Annotated in this window: 14 protein-coding genes; 9 read left to right on the top strand and 5 right to left on the bottom strand. The window is 62.6% G+C overall.

All coding sequences use genetic code 11. The features are described 5' to 3' along the window. On the bottom strand, window positions 1–1,632 hold the full coding sequence (locus ACIQUB_RS15980; protein ID WP_113237426.1) for an MFS transporter: 1,632 nt from the start codon (window positions 1,630–1,632) through the stop codon (window positions 1–3). Between the two features lie 232 nt (window positions 1,633–1,864). On the opposite strand from ACIQUB_RS15980, the gene rimP reads away from it, so the two are divergent. The 6 genes from rimP (at window position 1,865) to truB (ending at window position 9,120) form a co-directional block, all read left to right on the top strand. Beyond that, window positions 1,865–2,470, top strand: a complete 606-nt coding sequence (gene rimP, locus ACIQUB_RS15975; protein WP_113237427.1) for a ribosome maturation factor RimP — start codon at window positions 1,865–1,867, stop codon at window positions 2,468–2,470. Window positions 2,471–2,530: 60 nt separating this feature from the next. Further along, window positions 2,531–4,135, top strand: coding sequence for a transcription termination factor NusA (gene nusA, locus ACIQUB_RS15970; protein ID WP_018899111.1), 1,605 nt, complete (start codon window positions 2,531–2,533; stop codon window positions 4,133–4,135). Further along, window positions 4,135–4,824, top strand: coding sequence for an RNA-binding protein (locus ACIQUB_RS15965; protein WP_047506545.1), 690 nt, complete (start codon window positions 4,135–4,137; stop codon window positions 4,822–4,824). Before nusA ends, ACIQUB_RS15965 begins: the two co-directional genes overlap by 1 nt. A gap of 99 nt (window positions 4,825–4,923) precedes the next feature. Beyond that, the gene (gene infB / locus ACIQUB_RS15960) at window positions 4,924–7,692 is read left to right on the top strand and encodes a translation initiation factor IF-2 (protein ID WP_113237428.1); all 2,769 of its coding nucleotides are present in this window, start codon (window positions 4,924–4,926) and stop codon (window positions 7,690–7,692) included. Window positions 7,693–7,767: 75 nt separating this feature from the next. After that, window positions 7,768–8,175 (top strand): 30S ribosome-binding factor RbfA, encoded by a 408-nt coding sequence (gene rbfA / locus ACIQUB_RS15955; RefSeq protein ID WP_018899114.1) that lies wholly within the window; start codon window positions 7,768–7,770, stop codon window positions 8,173–8,175. Window positions 8,176–8,187: 12 nt separating this feature from the next. Further along, a complete protein-coding gene (gene truB / locus ACIQUB_RS15950; protein ID WP_113237429.1) occupies window positions 8,188–9,120 on the top strand; it encodes a tRNA pseudouridine(55) synthase TruB in 933 nt (310 codons plus the stop codon). Window positions 9,121–9,265: 145 nt separating this feature from the next. On the opposite strand, the gene gstA is transcribed toward truB, so the two are convergent. Beyond that, window positions 9,266–9,874 carry a glutathione transferase GstA gene (gene gstA, locus ACIQUB_RS15945; RefSeq protein WP_113237430.1) on the bottom strand — a complete coding sequence of 203 codons (609 nt, stop codon included), beginning with the start codon at window positions 9,872–9,874 and terminating at the stop codon, window positions 9,266–9,268. A gap of 266 nt (window positions 9,875–10,140) precedes the next feature. Here gstA and rpsO point away from each other — a divergent pair, with 266 nt between their 5' ends. The 3 genes from rpsO to ACIQUB_RS15930 all read left to right on the top strand — a co-directional run bounded on the left by rpsO (window position 10,141) and on the right by ACIQUB_RS15930 (window position 13,821). Beyond that, window positions 10,141–10,410, top strand: coding sequence for a 30S ribosomal protein S15 (gene rpsO, locus ACIQUB_RS15940; RefSeq protein ID WP_026283114.1), 270 nt, complete (start codon window positions 10,141–10,143; stop codon window positions 10,408–10,410). A gap of 180 nt (window positions 10,411–10,590) precedes the next feature. After that, window positions 10,591–12,729, top strand: coding sequence for a polyribonucleotide nucleotidyltransferase (gene pnp / locus ACIQUB_RS15935; RefSeq protein WP_018899117.1), 2,139 nt, complete (start codon window positions 10,591–10,593; stop codon window positions 12,727–12,729). A gap of 75 nt (window positions 12,730–12,804) precedes the next feature. After that, a complete protein-coding gene (locus ACIQUB_RS15930; protein WP_113237431.1) occupies window positions 12,805–13,821 on the top strand; it encodes a class I SAM-dependent methyltransferase in 1,017 nt (338 codons plus the stop codon). A gap of 48 nt (window positions 13,822–13,869) precedes the next feature. Here the strand turns inward: ACIQUB_RS15930 and fabI are convergent, their stop codons facing one another. The 3 genes from fabI to fabA are packed head-to-tail and all read right to left on the bottom strand — an operon-like array spanning window position 13,870 to window position 16,479. After that, window positions 13,870–14,676 (bottom strand): enoyl-ACP reductase FabI, encoded by an 807-nt coding sequence (gene fabI, locus ACIQUB_RS15925; RefSeq protein WP_113237432.1) that lies wholly within the window; start codon window positions 14,674–14,676, stop codon window positions 13,870–13,872. 4 nt (window positions 14,677–14,680) lie between these two features. Continuing rightward, window positions 14,681–15,904, bottom strand: coding sequence for a beta-ketoacyl-ACP synthase I (gene fabB, locus ACIQUB_RS15920; protein WP_113237433.1), 1,224 nt, complete (start codon window positions 15,902–15,904; stop codon window positions 14,681–14,683). A 59-nt stretch (window positions 15,905–15,963) separates the two neighbouring features. Continuing rightward, on the bottom strand, window positions 15,964–16,479 hold the full coding sequence (gene fabA, locus ACIQUB_RS15915) for a 3-hydroxyacyl-[acyl-carrier-protein] dehydratase FabA (RefSeq protein ID WP_018899123.1): 516 nt from the start codon (window positions 16,477–16,479) through the stop codon (window positions 15,964–15,966). Window positions 16,480–16,618 lie beyond the last annotated feature (139 nt).

Below are 16,618 nucleotides of genomic sequence, written 5' to 3'. Positions count from 1 at the left end.
CTAGTGGTGCAGGTCGATATGCGCCTTGAAGAACAGGTCGTCGCTGGGCGGAATGGCCTGCCGCTCGATCATCCGGTGCACATGCGGCCCCGCTTCGCCGCGATGCAGCGCCCTTAGCCGGTCGGTGTTTTCGCCGTCCACCTGGGTTCGCCGCTGGTTGTGGCGGATATACTCGACCCAGGTCGGCGTGTGGTAGGTTTCGGTCCACGAGCCCGGCTTTTCCAGATCGCGCATCAGCGCCCAGTTGCGCGCCCCATCGCGGATGCGGATACGCCGCCGCTCGCCCATCAGCTTCAGGAACTCCGGCACGTCAAGATCGTCGATCTCGTAATCGACCTGGATGACGACAGGCCCGCTGCGCGGCGTGATATCGAGGCCGAGCGCCGGCTCGGTGAAGCGATTGAGCGGATCGAGGTTGAGCGTCTCGAAGGCCGGCATGGCGAACTTCAGCCCGACGACGATGCCGAACAGCATGACCACGGCCGACATCAGCAGCGCGTTGGCGACGCCGTAATTGTCGGCGGCGATACCCCAGATCCAGCTCCCCCCGGCAATCCCGCCGAAGGTCACGGTCTGGTAGAGCGACAGCGCCCGGCCGACCACCCAACGCGGCGTCGAGAGCTGCACGATGGTGTTGAACAGCGACAGCGCCAGCACCCAGCAGGCGCCCGAGATCACCAATCCCAAGCAGGTGACCGCCGAAATCGGGCTGAAGGCGGCAATCGCCGCGCTGAGCGCGAAGCCCGCAAACGACAGCCGCACGATCGTCTCGCTGGAGAAGCGCTCGCGCAGCCTTGCGTTCAGCACCGCGCCGCCGATGGCGCCGATGCCGAAGGATCCGAGCATCAGGCCGTAGGTAAGGGGACCACCGACCACCAGCTCCAGCGCCACGATCGGCAGCAGCGCGAGGATCGAGCTGGCGCTGATGCCGAAGATCAGACCGCGCAGCATGACTTTCTGCAGGTTGGGCGACATCGAGATGTAGCGCAGCCCGGCGAAGATGGCGCTGCCGAGCGCCTCGCGCGGCAGCGTCGTCGCGGGGTAGGTCGGCTTCCAGCGCATCAGGGCGTAGATCAGCGCGAAATAGCTCATCGTATTGACGGCAAAGGCCGCTGCCGCACCGGCGGCCGCCACGATGATGCCGCCGATCGCCGGCCCGACGCTGCGGGTAATGTTGAAGCCGACGCTGTTCAACGTGACGGCGCCGGGCAGATCGGCGCGCGGAACCATGTCGCCCACCGAGGCTTGCCAGGAGGGATTGTTGAGCGCCGTGCCGCAGCCGAGCAGGAAGGTGAAGAACAGGAGCAGCCAGGGAGAGAGGATACCGAAGAAGGCGAAGACGCTGAGCAATGCAGAGACCGCCAGCATGAAACACTGCGCCGTCAGCATCACCCGCCGCCTGTCGAAGCTGTCCGCCAGCGCGCCCGAAACCAGCGAGAAGAGCATGATGGGAAGCGCGGTGGAGGTCTGCACCAGCGCCACCATGTCGCCCGACGCGGTGATCATGGTCATCATCCACGCGGCACCCACCGCCTGGATGAGGCCGCCGAAATTGGAAGCGATGCTGGCGAACCAGATGGTGCGGTAGGTCTCGTGCCTGAGCGGTGCCAGTGTCGATGAAGTATAGGCCACGATTCCTCCCGTCGAATGCCATGCGCTGCGCCAAGCTATATAAGCGAAACGGCGATCAAGGCCACCGACCGCCTGCCGCAACCGCGCCGTACCGCCGATGGAGCTTGCTATTTCGCGGAAACGGGCCTATATGGCTCTCAAATCTTGATCGCATTGATGAGGAGTGGGCCGCAAGGACCCGCTCTTTTTTATTACCGCGATCGCCCGAAAATATCGCTTAGGAGCGCATCGCTTGTCGGATTCGACGAACGCAGACAATGAACTTGAGCCGCGGCTGATCATCGAGACTGGCCTCGACCAGCGCCTCGCCGCCATCATCGAGCCCGTCCTCATCGACCTCGGCTACCGCCTGATCCGCGTGCGCATGCTCAACCAGAACGGCGCCACCATGCAGATCATGGCCGAGCGCAACGACGGAACCATGGACGTCGAAGGCTGCGAGGAGGTCTCGGTGGCCGTTTCTCCGGTTCTCGATGTGGAAGATCCGATCGATAAAGAGTATCATCTGGAAGTGTCGTCGCCCGGCATCGATCGCCCGATGGTGCGCAAGTCCGATTTCGTGCGCTGGCAGGGCCATTTTTTGAAGTGCGAGACCTCGATCATCGTCGGTGGTCGCAAGCGCTTCCGCGGCAAGATCGTTTCCAGCGACGTCGATGGCTTCACGCTCGAGCGTGACGAGGCTCCGGCCGGCGAGGAAAAGGCGATCGTCATTCCGTTCACGGCGCTTGCCGATGCGAAACTCATTCTGACCGACGATCTGATCCGTGATGCCCTGCGCGCCGACAAGCTGGCGAAGGCAGAGGCCGCGAACCAGAACGAAGCGGAAGACGAAGAATAAACCGATCAACTTGTGGCGCCGGGCAAGGGAAGCCTGGACGCCTAGACGGAGACAAAACACATGGCAGTCAGTGCGAACCGGCTCGAACTTCTGCAGATCGCAGATGCAGTCGCCCGCGAAAAGGTCATCGACCGCGAGATCGTGCTCGCCGCGATGGCGGACGCGATCCAGAAGGCGGCGCGCTCGCGCTACGGCACTGAATCCAATATCCGCGCCGACATCAACCCGAAGACCGGCGAAATCCGCCTGCAGCGTCTTCTCGAGGTTGTCGAGGCTGCTGAAGACTACTCCACGCAGATCCCGCTCGAACTGGCCCGCGACCGCAACCCGGACGCAGCCCTTGGCGATTTCATCGCCGATCCGCTGCCGCCGATGGATTTCGGCCGTATCGCCGCCCAGTCCGCCAAGCAGGTCATCGTCCAGAAGGTTCGCGAAGCCGAGCGTGATCGCCAGTTCGACGAATTCAAGGATCGCGTTGGCGAAATCGTCAACGGCACCGTCAAGCGCGTCGAATATGGCAACGTCATCGTCGATCTCGGCCGTGGCGAAGGTATCATCCGTCGCGACGAAATGATCCCGCGCGAAAACGTCCGCTATGGCGATCGCGTCCGCGCATACGTATATGACGTACGTCGCGAACAGCGCGGCCCGCAGATTTTCCTGTCGCGCACGCATCCGCAGTTCATGGTCAAGCTCTTCACCATGGAAGTGCCTGAAATCTACGACGGCATCATCCAGGTGAAGTCGGTTGCCCGCGATCCGGGTTCGCGCGCCAAGATCGCCGTGATCTCGAACGATAGCTCGATCGATCCGGTCGGTGCCTGCGTCGGTATGCGTGGTTCGCGCGTTCAGGCCGTTGTCGGCGAACTCCAGGGCGAGAAGATCGACATCATTCCCTGGTCGCAGGACCCGGCGACCTTCGTCGTCAACGCCCTTCAGCCGGCTGAAGTCGCCAAGGTCGTTCTCGATGAAGATGCCGAGCGCATCGAAGTCGTGGTTCCGGACGAACAGCTGTCGCTGGCCATCGGCCGCCGCGGCCAGAACGTTCGCCTCGCATCGCAGCTGACCGGCTGGGATATCGACATCATGACGGAAGCCGAGGAATCGGAGCGCCGTCAGAAGGAATTCAACGAGCGCACCAACCTGTTCATGGATTCGCTCGACGTCGACGAAATGGTCGGCCAGGTTCTGGCCTCCGAAGGCTTCGCCGCCGTTGAAGAGCTGGCTTACGTCGAACTCGACGAAATCGCCTCGATCGACGGTTTCGACGAAGACACCGCGCAGGAAATCCAGACCCGCGCCCGCGAATATCTCGAAAAGCTCGAAGCCGAGATGGATGAGAAGCGCAAGGCGCTCGGCGTATCGGACGAACTGCGTGGCATCGACGGCATGACGGCCCAGATGATGGTTGCCCTCGGTGAGGACGGCATCAAGACGATGGAAGACTTCGCCGGCTGCGCAGCCGACGATCTCGTCGGCTGGAGCGAGCGCAAGAACGGCGAGACCAAGAAGTTCGAGGGCCTGTTCTCGAAGTTCGACGTTTCGCGCGTCGAAGCCGAACAGATGGTCGTTCAGGCCCGCCTCGCGGCTGGCTGGATCACCGAAGAGGACCTTGCGAAGGAAGCGGAAGCTGAAGAAGCTCCCGAGGCCGAGCAGGAAGTTTAATGTCTGCGCGTGAGCCTACCGTTTCTCCTGAGGACGACGATCTTGCAGGTTATGACGTGAATGGTCGCATGTGCATCGTGACGCGCGAAAGCGGATCGCCGGATGAGCTGATCCGCTTCGTCGCCGCTCCCGATGGGACGGTGGTGGCCGACCTGAAGCGTCAGCTTCCGGGTCGCGGCTGCTGGGTGAAGATCGACCGCGCTCTGGTCGACAAGGCGGTGGCGAAGAAATCCTTCGCCCGCGCCCTGAAAACGGATGTGAAGGCGGCCGCCGATCTCGGCGAGACCGTCGACAAGCTGCTGATGCAGCAACTGATGCAGATGATGAACATGGCCCGCAAGGCCGGACAGTTCATCACCGGCGCCTCGAAGGTGGATGCCGCGATCCGCAGTGGCGCGGCGCTTGCCGTGTTCCATGCAACGGACGCGGCGGCCGACGGCGTGAGAAAGATCGACCAGGCCCGCAAGGCCTGGCACCTCGGAATGGAGACCGAGGAGGAAATACCTTCCTACAAACTCTTCTCGGAGAGCGAAATGGAAGGCCTGATGGGTCAGAACGCTTTTATCCATGCTGCAGTGCTTGCAGGGCAGGCGGGTGAGGGTGTAGTGAAGCGCGCAAAGATGCTCGAACAGTACCGCAATGGCGGTCAGTCCCGGGCAGCGGGCGGCGCTGGCCGGCAAAAACAATGATACGGTCACCGGACTTGTCCGGCCTGATGTCATTGATCGACATTTTGATTGACAGGGACTGATGACGTCATCGCTCCCTGTCCGAAGGAACGGGAACGAATGACCGATAGCAATGACGACAAGACACTGAACGGCCCGGGCAAGAAGACTCTGACCCTGAAACCGTCGGGCGTAAGCCAGGGCACCGTGCGCCAGGATATGGGCCGCGGTCGCACCAAGGCGGTCGTTGTCGAGACCCGCAAGCGGCGCCCGATGCGCCCGGAAGACGAACAGCGCCCGATCACCCCGGTGGTAGCACCGGCAGCGCCCGTACGCGCCGCCGAGCCCGCTCCTGCGCCCGCAGCACAGGCAGCGGCAGCACCGGCGCCGGCGCCTGTTCAGCAGGCCCGCCCGCCGCAGCCCCAGCAGCCGCAGCGCTACAACCAGCCGAGCGGCCAGCAGTATAACCGTCCGCAGTCCCAGCAGCCTTCGCGCCAGCAGGATCGTCCGCGCCCGGTGGTTCTGAACCATCTGTCGCCGGAAGAAATGGACGCGCGCCGCCGTGCGCTCGCCATGGCCCAGGTTCGTGACGCCGAGGATGCGGTTCGCCGCGCCGAGGAAGAAAAGCGCCGCGCCGCCGAAGAGATCGTGCGCCAGGCCGCTGCCGCTGAAGAAGCCAAGCGCCTTGCCGCGGAAGAAGCCGAACGTGCCGCTGCGGCCGCTGCCGCTCCGCCGGCACCTGCCGCTCCCGCTCCGGCCGCCGCCGAAGCACCGCGCACCCAGGCTGCGGCTCCCGCCGTTCGCCGCACCGATGCGCCGTCTTCCGCCCGTCCGGCTCCCGGTGGCGCACCGGCTGCCCCCGGCGTCCGTCGCCGTGAAAATGATGAGGATGATCGCGGTGGTGCACCGCGCGGTGGCGCTCCGGCGCGTGGCCGCGTCGTGCGTCCGGAACCGGCAAAGCCGGTTACCGCGCGTCCGAAGGGTGACGATGGTCGCCGCCAGGGCAAGCTGACGATCACGGCTGCCAGCACGGATGACGACGGCAACAACCGTGGCCGTTCGATGGCCGCCATGCGCCGTCGCCAGGAAAAGTTCCGCCGCAGCCAGATCCAGGAAACCCGCGAAAAGGTTGTTCGCGAAGTCATCCTGCCTGAGACCATCACCATTCAGGAACTGTCGCAGCGTATGTCTGAACGCGCCGTCGACGTCATCAAGTACCTGATGAAGGAAGGCCAGATGATGAAGCCGGGCGACGTCATCGACGCCGACCTCGCTGAACTCATTGCCGGCGAATTCGGCCACACCGTCAAGCGCGTTTCGGAATCCGACGTTGAAGAAGGTATCTTCGACCGGGCCGACGATGCCGGCGAAATGGTTTCGCGTCCGCCAGTCGTCACGATCATGGGTCACGTCGACCACGGCAAGACCTCGCTGCTCGACGCCATCCGTCAGGCAAACGTCGTCTCGGGCGAAGCCGGTGGCATCACCCAGCACATCGGTGCCTATCAGGTCGAACAGAACGGCCAGAAGATCACCTTCATCGACACCCCCGGCCACGCCGCCTTCACGGCCATGCGTGCCCGTGGTGCCCAGGCAACCGACATCGCGATCCTCGTGGTCGCGGCCGACGACAGCGTCATGCCGCAGACGATCGAATCCATCAGCCACGCCAAGGCGGCCGGTGTTCCGATCATCGTGGCGATCAACAAGATCGACAAGCACGAAGCCAACCCGGACAAGGTCCGTCAGCAGCTTCTGCAGCACGAAGTCTTCGTTGAATCGCTCGGCGGTGAAGTGCTCGACGTCGAAGTGTCGGCGAAGAACAAGACCAACCTCGACAAGCTGCTCGAAGCCGTCCTGCTGCAGGCCGAAATCCTCGACCTCAAGGCCGACCCGACGCGTACTGCCGAAGGTATCGTCATCGAAGCCCAGCTCGACCGTGGTCGTGGTGCGGTTGCGACCGTCCTCGTCCAGAAGGGCACGCTGAAGCCCGGCCAGATCATCGTTGCCGGCGATCAGTGGGGTCGCGTTCGCGCGCTCGTCACCGACAAGGGCGACCATGTCAAGGAAGCGGGTCCGGCCATGCCGGTCGAAGTGCTCGGCCTGTCCGGCACGCCGGCTGCGGGTGACAAGTTCGCCGTCGTCGAAAACGAGAGCCGTGCTCGCGAGATTTCCGAATATCGCCAGCGTCTGGCCCGCGACAAGGCGGTTGCGCGCCAGACCGGTCAGCGCGGTTCGCTCGAACAGATGATGAGCAAGCTGCAGAACACCGGCTTCAAGGAATTCCCGCTGCTCATCAAGGGCGACGTGCAGGGTTCGATCGAAGCGATCATCGGTGCTCTCGACAAGCTCGGCACCGACGAAGTGCGGGCACGTATCGTCCATTCGGGCGCAGGTGCCATCACGGAATCGGATCTGGCGCTTGCCGAATCCTCCGACGCCGCGATCATCGGCTTCAACGTCCGTGCCAACGCACAGGCACGTGTCGCCGCTGAACGCGCAGGCATCGAGATTCGCTACTACAACATCATCTACGATCTGGTGGATGACGTGAAGGCAGCGATGTCGGGTCTGCTCACGCCGGAGCGCCGCGAAACCTTCCTCGGCAATGCCGAGATCCTCGAGGTGTTCAACATCACCAAGACCGGCAAGGTCGCGGGTTGCCGCGTCACCGAAGGCAAGGTCGAACGTGGTGCTGGCGTCCGCCTCATCCGCGACAACGTCGTCATCCACGAAGGCAAGCTCAAGACGCTCAAGCGCTTCAAGGACGAAGTATCGGAAGTTCCGGTCGGTCAGGAATGCGGTATGGCCTTCGAGAACTACGAAGACATCCGCGCGGGCGATGTCATCGAATGCTTCCGCGTCGAGCATATCACCCGTACGCTCTGATCGTGCGAGACTAGAGTTGTGGACGGGCGCCGGATCATATGAGGCCGGCGCCCGAACCTTTTGAGGCAAAGAACGATGGCAACGAAAACCTCGACAGCACAGTCGCAGCGCATGCTGCGCGTCGGCGAGCAGGTGCGCGCCGCGATCACCCAGGTCCTGCAGCGCGGCGAAGTGCGCGACGACCTCTTGGAAAAGACCGTCATTTCCGTGTCCGAAGTGCGCATGTCGACCGACCTGAAGGTCGCGACCGCCTTCATCACGCCGCTCGGCGTGTCGGATCACGAGACGGTCATCACGGCGCTCAACCGCCACGCCAAATTCATCCGCGGCCGTCTCGGCCCGCATCTTAGGCAGATGAAATTCATGCCCGAGATCCGCTTCCGCGACGATACGAGCTTCGACAATTACAAGAAGATCGACGAGCTGCTGCGCTCGCCCGAGGTCATGCGCGACCTCGAGGACGGCGATACCGACGAAAAGTAACAGAAGAGCCTTATGTCCAAACCACGCAAGCCCAAAGGCCGCCCGATCTCGGGCTGGCTTATCCTTGACAAGCCCGTCGACTTCGGCTCGACCGAAGCCGTCTCCAAGATCAAGTGGCTGTTCAAGGCGCAGAAATGCGGCCACGCCGGTACGCTCGATCCGCTGGCTTCGGGCATGCTGCCGATCGCGCTTGGCGATGCGACCAAGACCGTTCCCTACGTCATGGACGGTCGCAAGATCTACGAATTCACCGTGACCTGGGGCGAGCAGCGTTCGACCGACGACCTCGAGGGCGAGGTTATCGAGAGCTCCGACAAGCGTCCGACGGAAGACGAGATCCTGGCGCTACTCCCCAACTACACCGGCGTCATCAATCAGGTCCCGCCGCAGTTCTCCGCGATCAAGATTGCAGGCGAGCGCGCCTATGATCTCGCCCGCGAGGGTGAGACGGTCGAGATCCCGTCGCGTGAGGTCGAAATCTATCGCCTGACGCTGCTCGAATGCGAGAACGAGAACACCGCGCATTTCGAAGTCGAGTGCGGCAAGGGCACCTATGTCCGCGCGCTCGCCCGCGATTTCGGCCGCGATCTCGGCTGCTTCGGCCATATCTCCGGCCTGCGCCGCAGCTTCGTGGCACCCTTCGCCGAGGAGACCATGATCCCGCTCGCCGAGCTCGTCGCACTGGAAGACATTCAGGATGACGAAGAACGTCTGGCAGCACTCGATGCGCTTCTCATCGACACCAGCGAGGCACTGTCCTCGCTGCCGCATCTGATCGTCAACGACGACCAGGCCCATCGCCTGAAGATGGGCAACCCCATCCTGGTGCGCGGCCGCGATGCGCCGGTGGAAGAAAGCGAAGCCTATGCCACGGCCCGCGGCAAGCTGATCGCCATCGGCGAAATCGGCCAGGGCGAATTCCGCCCCAAGCGCGTCTTTGGATAAAGCATGTCGCGCAAAAGTGTGCAGCGGTTTTGCGGTATCGACATGCGATAAAACGAAGGCTTAAAGCGTGACAAGCGGATCCGAAGGATCGCGGCACGCTTTAGTGCTCAACGCGCGCGGTCTGAACCGCGCGCATCTCTTTCAATCAGATCAGGCCTTCGGCCTTCATGGTCGCCTGAACCGACGGGCGGGCGGCAACGCGCGCGACGTAATCCTTCAGCTTCGGCCACGCGTCCAGCGAAACGCTCATCGGCTTCGTCCAGCTCGTCACGACGAATGCATAGGCGTCCGCCACGGTGAAGTTCGGGCCGGTGAGATAGTCGCGACCGTCGGCCAACAGCGATTCCAGCCATGCGAACTTCTTGTTCAACACTTCGCGCGCCGCGTCCTTTTCCGCATCGGTCTTGCCGGGATGGAAGAGCGGGCTGAACGACTTGTGCAATTCGGAGCCGACGAAGCTCAGCATTTCCTGAACACGCGCTCGGGCAAGCGTGCCAGCCGGCGGTGCGAGGTCGGTGGCGCCATTGCTGTCGGCGACATACTGCAGGATCGCCGGACCTTCGGTTAGCACTTCGCCGCCGTCGAGCTGAAGAGCCGGCACGGCGCCCTTGGGGTTGATCGCAAAGAAGTCGCCGCCGCTTTCCATGACCTTCGTCTTGGTGCTGACCTTCTCGATCTCGAAGGGCTTGCCGATTTCATGAAGGACGATGTGGGATGCCATGGAGCAGGCGCCGGGGGCATAAAAAAGTTTCACGCAAATTCCTTTCTGGAAACAGACTTGCACGGCGCAGGTGATAGTCGATCGCCTTGCCCGCGCAACCAACATTTTGTGTGATCGTCTCTTTGTGATCGCGGCGCCAAATCGCTGATCAGGCGCGAAAAACTCCGCTCTTCCATTCATACGCCGGATATTGTATAGGCAGCGCCAGCATCAGGCTCGCTTGAATGCATTCGCGGCCAAAGCTGGACGACATCCCGGCTTTTGGCGACCTTATCTCCTCTCATCGAAAGGAACATCCGATGTCGATTACTGCTGAGCGCAAGACGGCACTTATCAAGGAATACGCAACGTTCGAAGGCGACACCGGTTCGCCCGAAGTTCAGGTTGCGATCCTCACCGAGCGCATCAACAACCTCACGGAACACTTCAAGGGTCACAAGAAGGATAACCATTCCCGCCGTGGCCTGCTGACGATGGTTTCCAGCCGCCGCTCGCTTCTTGACTACCTCAAGAAGAAGAACGAAGGCCGTTACACCAAGCTGATCACCAGCCTGGGTATCCGCCGCTAAGGCTTTTCGGCGGGCGCTCCTTATGGACGCCCGCCGCATTTGTTTCCGGGGAACGTTTCTCCGACACCGCAGGACGCCGCAGGCGTTTGCGGGACTGCCCGCGGACCCGGATGGGCCGGATCCGCAAAACCAACCGTTGACCTGTCATGGGGCAGGATTGCCGGATGAAGGACAAGACATATGTTCGACACTCATTCCGTGGAAATCGAGTGGGCAGGCCGCCCGCTGAAGCTCGAAACCGGCAAGATCGCCCGTCAGGCTGACGGCGCTGTTCTCGCGACCTACGGCGAAACCGTGGTTCTCGCCACCGTCGTTTCCGCCAAGGCGCCGAAGCCTGGCCAGGACTTCTTTCCGCTGACCGTCAACTACCAGGAAAAGACCTACGCAGCCGGCAAGATCCCCGGTGGCTACTTCAAGCGCGAAGGCCGTCCGTCGGAAAACGAAACGCTGGTTTCGCGCCTGATCGACCGCCCGATCCGCCCGCTCTTCCCTGAAGGCTACAAGAACGACACGCAGGTCGTCGTCACGGTTGTCCAGCACGATCTGGAAAACAACCCGGACGTTCTGTCGATGGTTGCCGCTTCGGCTGCTCTAACGCTCTCTGGCGTTCCCTTCATGGGTCCGGTCGGCGGCGCGCGCGTCGGCTACATCAACGGCGAATACGTCCTCAACCCGCATCTCGACGAAATGGACGAGTCGATCCTCGACCTCGTTGTCGCCGGTACGCACGACGCCGTTCTGATGGTTGAATCCGAAGCCAAGGAACTCAACGAAGAAATCATGCTCGGCGCCGTCATGTTCGGCCATAAGGGCTTCCAGCCGGTCCTCGACGCGATCATCAAGCTCGCCGAAGTGGCTGCCAAGGAGCCGCGCGACTTCCAGCCGGAAGACTTCTCCGAACTCGAAGCCGAAATGCTGAAGCACTTCGAAGCCGAGCTGCGCACCGCCTACAAGAACACGCAGAAGGCTGAACGCTACGCTGCAGTCGACGCCGTCAAGGCCAAGGTCAAGGCGCACTTCTTCCCTGAGGGCGAAGAGCCGAAGTACACCGCCGAAGTCATCGGCGCGATCTTCAAGCACCTGCAGGCCAAGATCGTTCGTTGGAACATCCTCGACACCAAGAGCCGCATCGACGGCCGCGATCTCGAGACCGTTCGCCCGATCGTATCGGAAGTCGGCCTCCTGCCGCGCACCCACGGTTCTGCTCTCTTCACCCGCGGTGAAACGCAGGCGATCGTCGTTGCCACGCTCGGCACCGGCGAAGACGAACAGTACGTGGACAGCCTGACGGGCATGTACAAGGAGCGCTTCCTGCTCCATTACAACTTCCCTCCCTACTCGGTTGGCGAAACCGGCCGCATGGGCTCTCCGGGCCGTCGCGAAATCGGTCACGGCAAGCTCGCTTGGCGCGCTATCCGCCCGATGCTTCCCTCGGCTGAGCAGTTCCCGTACACGCTGCGCGTCGTCTCTGAGATCACCGAGTCCAACGGCTCGTCCTCGATGGCAACCGTCTGCGGCACCTCGCTCGCTCTGATGGACGCCGGCGTTCCGCTCGCTAAGCCGGTTGCCGGTATCGCCATGGGCCTGATCCTCGAAGGTGACCGCTTCGCCGTTCTCTCCGACATCCTCGGCGACGAAGACCACCTCGGCGACATGGACTTCAAGGTTGCAGGTACTGCCGACGGCATCACCTCGCTGCAGATGGACATCAAGATCGCCGGTATCACCGAAGAGATCATGAAGGTCGCACTCGGTCAGGCACAGGGCGGTCGCACGCACATCCTCGGCGAAATGTCGAAGGCGATCTCCGAAGGCCGTTCGCAGCTCGGCGAATTCGCTCCGCGCATCGAAGTCATGAACATCCCGGTCGACAAGATCCGTGAAGTCATCGGCTCCGGCGGCAAGGTCATCCGCGAAATCGTTGAAAAGACCGGCGCGAAGATCAACATCGAAGACGACGGCACCGTGAAGATTGCCTCGTCCTCGGGCAAGGAAATCGAAGCGGCCCGCAAGTGGATCCACTCGATCGTTGCCGAGCCTGAAATCGGCGTGATCTACGAAGGCACGGTCGTGAAGACCGCCGACTTCGGCGCCTTCGTCAACTTCTTCGGCGCCCGCGACGGCCTCGTCCACATCTCGCAGCTTGCTTCCGAGCGTGTTGCCAAGACCCAGGACGTCGTCAAGGAAGGCCAGAAGGTTTGGGTCAAGCTCCTCGGCTTCGACGAGCGCGGCAAGGTCCGCCTGTCGATGAAGGTTGTCGACCAGGCAACCGGCCAGGAAATCCCTGCCGACAAGAAGAAGGAAGAAGCAGCCGAGTAAGCTGCGCCTTCCGAAGACTTCATGGGCGCGGGAATCTTCTCGCGCCCTTTTTCTATTCAAGATCGAGATAAAACGATGAGCAGCGAGACGCTGAAGACACTGTTCCACCCCTTTGTAAGCGGCACCGTCGAGGCGCCCGGCGAGGGCGAGCGCGTGCTCTTCCTCGGCGCCGAGGCAGGCTTCGCCCTGCCGCAGGGCTTTGCCGCCGCGCTGAGCGCCGTACAGGGCTTCCGGCCGCTGTACCGGCAGCTGCTCGCCCAGCGTATCGAAACCACGCCTGAGGTCGAAGGCGAGGACTACGATGCCGTTCTGGTTCTCTGCAACAAGCACAAGGGCGAGAACGAGGCGAATATCGCCGAAGCGCTCACCCGCGTGAAGATGGGCGGCCTCGTCGTCATCGCCGGTGGCAAGGAAGATGGCATCCAGCCGCTGCGCAAGCGCATGGAGGCCTTTGGCCTGTCGCTCGAGCATATGCCTAAGTATCACGGCGTCGCCTTCTGGTTCGGCGCGCCCGCCGATCCGTCCGAAATCATCGCCAAGTTCGCCAAGCCCGCTGTGCGCGTCGATGGCCGCTTCGAGGCTTCCGCCGGCATGTTCTCGCACGACCGTATCGACGACGGCTCAGAGCTGCTCGCCTCCCGCCTGCCGGTCGATTTCACCGGCGACGTCGCCGATTTCGGCGCCGGCTGGGGCTATCTCTCCGTCGAGATGGCGGAACGCTCCCCCGGTGTCAGCCGCCTCGACCTCTACGAGGCGAATTACGCCGCGCTGGAGGCCGCCAAGGCCAACATCGAAGAGAACTGCCCGAATGTACCGGCACGCTTCTTCTGGCACGATCTGGCGGGCGAGCCGGTCAAGGACAAGTACGACCTGATCATCATGAACCCGCCCTTCCACGAAAGCCACGCCGCCGAGCCGGCGCTCGGCCAGGCAATGATCAAGACGGCGGCAGCTTCACTCCGCTCCGGCGGCCGCCTCCTGCTGGTCGCCAACCGCGGCCTGCCCTACGAGCCGGTCTTGGCCGCCAGCTTCCGCGAAAGCGGCGAAACCTGCCGCAACGCCCGCTTCAAGGTCTTGTGGGCGAAGAAATAAAAAAAGGCGGCCAATGGCCGCCTTTTTCATTTCGTGCATGACTGTCGCTTACTCGGCGTCGGCCTTGCGCAGCGTGTCGAGCGCCGGCATCGAGGTGATGTTGAAGCCGGCGTCGACGAAGTGGATTTCGCCGGTGACGCCTGCGGCCATGTCGGAGAGCAGGTAGAGGGCCGAGTTGCCGACGTGATCGATCGTCACGGTCTTGCGCAGCGGCGAGTTCTGCTGGTTCCACGACAGGATGGCGCGGGCATCCGAAATGCCGGCGCCTGCGAGCGTGCGGATCGGGCCGGCGGAGATCGCGTTGACGCGAATGCCGCGTGGGCCGTAATCGGCCGCCAGATAACGCACGGAGGCCTCGAGAGCGGCCTTGGCGACGCCCATGACGTTGTAGTTCGGAATGACGCGCGTCGAGCCGTTATAGGTCAGCGTCAGCATCGAGCCGCCTTCGTTCATCAAAGGCGCCAGACGCTTGGCGATCTCGGTGAACGAGAAACAGGAGATCACCATCGTGCGGCTGAAATTCTCGCGCGTGGTGTCGGCGTAGTGGCCCTTGAGCTCGTTCTTGTCGGAGAAGCCGATGGCGTGCACGACGAAGTCTAGCGTGCCCCAGCGTTCCTTGATCGCGTCCACAGTGGCGTCGACCGAAGCGATGTCCTCGACATCGCATGGCAGCACGAAGTCGGAGCCGACTTCGGCGGCAAGCGGCTTGACGCGCTTGCCCAGCGCATCGCCCTGGTAGGTGAAGGCAAGTTCCGCGCCCTGTGCCGCCAGCGCCTTGGAGATACCCCAGGCGATGGAGTGGTTGTTCGCGACACCCATGATAAGCCCGCGCTTACCCTGCATGATTCCCGTCATGTTATTATCCGTTGTAGCGCTGGAAGACGAGCGTGGCGTTGGTGCCGCCGAAGCCGAAGGAGTTGGAAAGCGCGATGTCGATCTTGGCGTCGTCGATGCGCTTGCGCACGATCGGCATGCCGTCGAATTCCGGGTCGAGCTCGGTGATATGAGCGCTTTCGCCGATGAAACCGGCCTGCATCATCAACAGCGAGTAGATCGATTCCTGCACGCCGGCAGCACCCAGCGAGTGGCCGGTCAGCGACTTTGTCGACTGGATGTGCGGGATCTTGTTGCCGAACACTTCGCGGATCGCACCGATTTCCTTGCTGTCGCCGACAGGCGTCGAGGTGCCGTGCGTGTTGACGTAGTCGACATCGCCCTTCACCGTCGAGAGTGCCTGGCGCATGCAGCGGATCGCGCCTTCACCCGACGGAGCGACCATGTCGTAGCCGTCGGAGGTGGCGCCGTAGCCGACGATTTCGGCGTAGATCTTGGCGCCGCGGGCCTTGGCGTGCTCCAGCTCTTCGAGAACCAGAACACCGGCGCCGCCGGCAATGACGAAGCCGTCGCGGGTCGCGTCATAGGCGCGCGATGCGGTCTCTGGCGTGTCGTTGTACTTGGAAGACATGGCGCCCATGGCGTCGAACAGGTTCGACATCGTCCAGTCGAGATCTTCGTGGCCGCCGGCGAACATGATGTCCTGCTTGCCCCACTGGATCATTTCCGCGGCGTTGCCGATGCAATGCGCCGACGTCGAGCAGGCAGACGAGATCGAGTAGTTGACGCCGTGGATCTTGAACCAGGTCGCGAGCGTGGCGGATGCCGTCGACGACATCGCCTTCGGCACGGCGAACGGGCCGATGCGCTTCGGGCTGTTGTTCTTGATGGTGATCTCGGCTGCCTCGATCAGCGTGCGCGTCGAAGGACCACCCGAGCCCATGATGATGCCGGTGCGCTCGTTTTCGCTGTAGTCCTTTTCCTCAAGACCGGAATCGGCGAGCGCCTGCTTCATCGCGACGTGGTTCCACGCACCGCCCTGCGACAGGAAGCGCATGGCGCGGCGATCGACGAGATCCGTCGGATCGAGCGAAGGGCGACCCCAGACCTGGCACTTGAAGCCGTGCTCGGCGAAATCGTTGGAAAAGGAAATGCCGGACTTGGCATCGCGCAGCGAAGCGGTGACCTCGGCGGCGTCATTGCCGATCGAGGAAACGACGCCCAGACCCGTGACAACTACCCGTCTCATGTGTTTCGACCTTTTCGTTTTTTCTAACTTGGAAAACCGGGCACGGATGCCCGGTGCAATCAGGCGTCTTTGTCCTTGGACAGGCCGACGCGCAGGTCGGAGGCCTGGTATATGGTTTCGCCATCGGCCTTCAGCCAGCCATCGGCGGTGCCGAGCACCAGGCGGCCGCGCATGACGCGCTTGAAGTCGATGCCGTATTCGAGCAGCTTCGTGGTCGGGCGGATCATGCCCTTGAACTTCACTTCACCGGTCGAGAGCGCCATGCCGCGACCGGGCTCGCCGAGCCAGCCGAGGAAGAAGCCGGTCAGCTGCCACATGCCGTCGAGGCCCAGGCAGCCCGGCATGATCGGGTTGCCCTGGAAGTGGCAGGGGAAATACCAATCGTCAGGCTTCACGTCGTACTCGGCGCGGATATAGCCCTTGTCGAAGGCGCCGCCGGTTTCGGAGATGTCGGTGATGCGGTGAACCATGAGCATTGGCGGCAGAGGAAGCTGCGCGTTGCCGGGGCCGAAAAGCTCGCCGCGGCCGCATGCCAGGATTTCCTCATAGTTGAAGCTGGATTGTTTCGTCGCCATGAAAACTCTAATTCCCCCCGCAACTAAGCTGATGGATGTGAACGTTTAATCCAAGTTCGACGGAAAATGAAGCATAAGCATGACTAAGCTTCACCCACGTCCAAGGACCGGCTGCGCGCCTTATTTGGTGGTCGCATAC

The sequence above is a fragment of the Rhizobium sp. NPDC090275 genome (assembly GCF_044772225.1).
In the GTDB taxonomy this organism is placed as follows: Bacteria; Pseudomonadota; Alphaproteobacteria; order Rhizobiales; family Rhizobiaceae; genus Rhizobium.
Note: the sequence above shows the minus strand (reverse complement) of the source record. Positions and strands in the feature narration are given on the sequence as shown.

Coding starts and splice junctions, on each gene's coding strand:
- nusA (WP_018899111.1), top strand. CDS start 2,531: ATGGCAGTCAGTGCGAACCGGCTCGAACTTCTGCAGATCGCAGATGCA.
- ACIQUB_RS15965 (WP_047506545.1), top strand. CDS start 4,135: ATGTCTGCGCGTGAGCCTACCGTTTCTCCTGAGGACGACGATCTTGCA.
- infB (WP_113237428.1), top strand. CDS start 4,924: ATGACCGATAGCAATGACGACAAGACACTGAACGGCCCGGGCAAGAAG.
- rbfA (WP_018899114.1), top strand. CDS start 7,768: ATGGCAACGAAAACCTCGACAGCACAGTCGCAGCGCATGCTGCGCGTC.
- truB (WP_113237429.1), top strand. CDS start 8,188: ATGTCCAAACCACGCAAGCCCAAAGGCCGCCCGATCTCGGGCTGGCTT.
- rpsO (WP_026283114.1), top strand. CDS start 10,141: ATGTCGATTACTGCTGAGCGCAAGACGGCACTTATCAAGGAATACGCA.
- pnp (WP_018899117.1), top strand. CDS start 10,591: ATGTTCGACACTCATTCCGTGGAAATCGAGTGGGCAGGCCGCCCGCTG.
- ACIQUB_RS15930 (WP_113237431.1), top strand. CDS start 12,805: ATGAGCAGCGAGACGCTGAAGACACTGTTCCACCCCTTTGTAAGCGGC.
- fabI (WP_113237432.1), bottom strand. CDS start 14,676: ATGACGGGAATCATGCAGGGTAAGCGCGGGCTTATCATGGGTGTCGCG.
- fabB (WP_113237433.1), bottom strand. CDS start 15,904: ATGAGACGGGTAGTTGTCACGGGTCTGGGCGTCGTTTCCTCGATCGGC.
- fabA (WP_018899123.1), bottom strand. CDS start 16,479: ATGGCGACGAAACAATCCAGCTTCAACTATGAGGAAATCCTGGCATGC.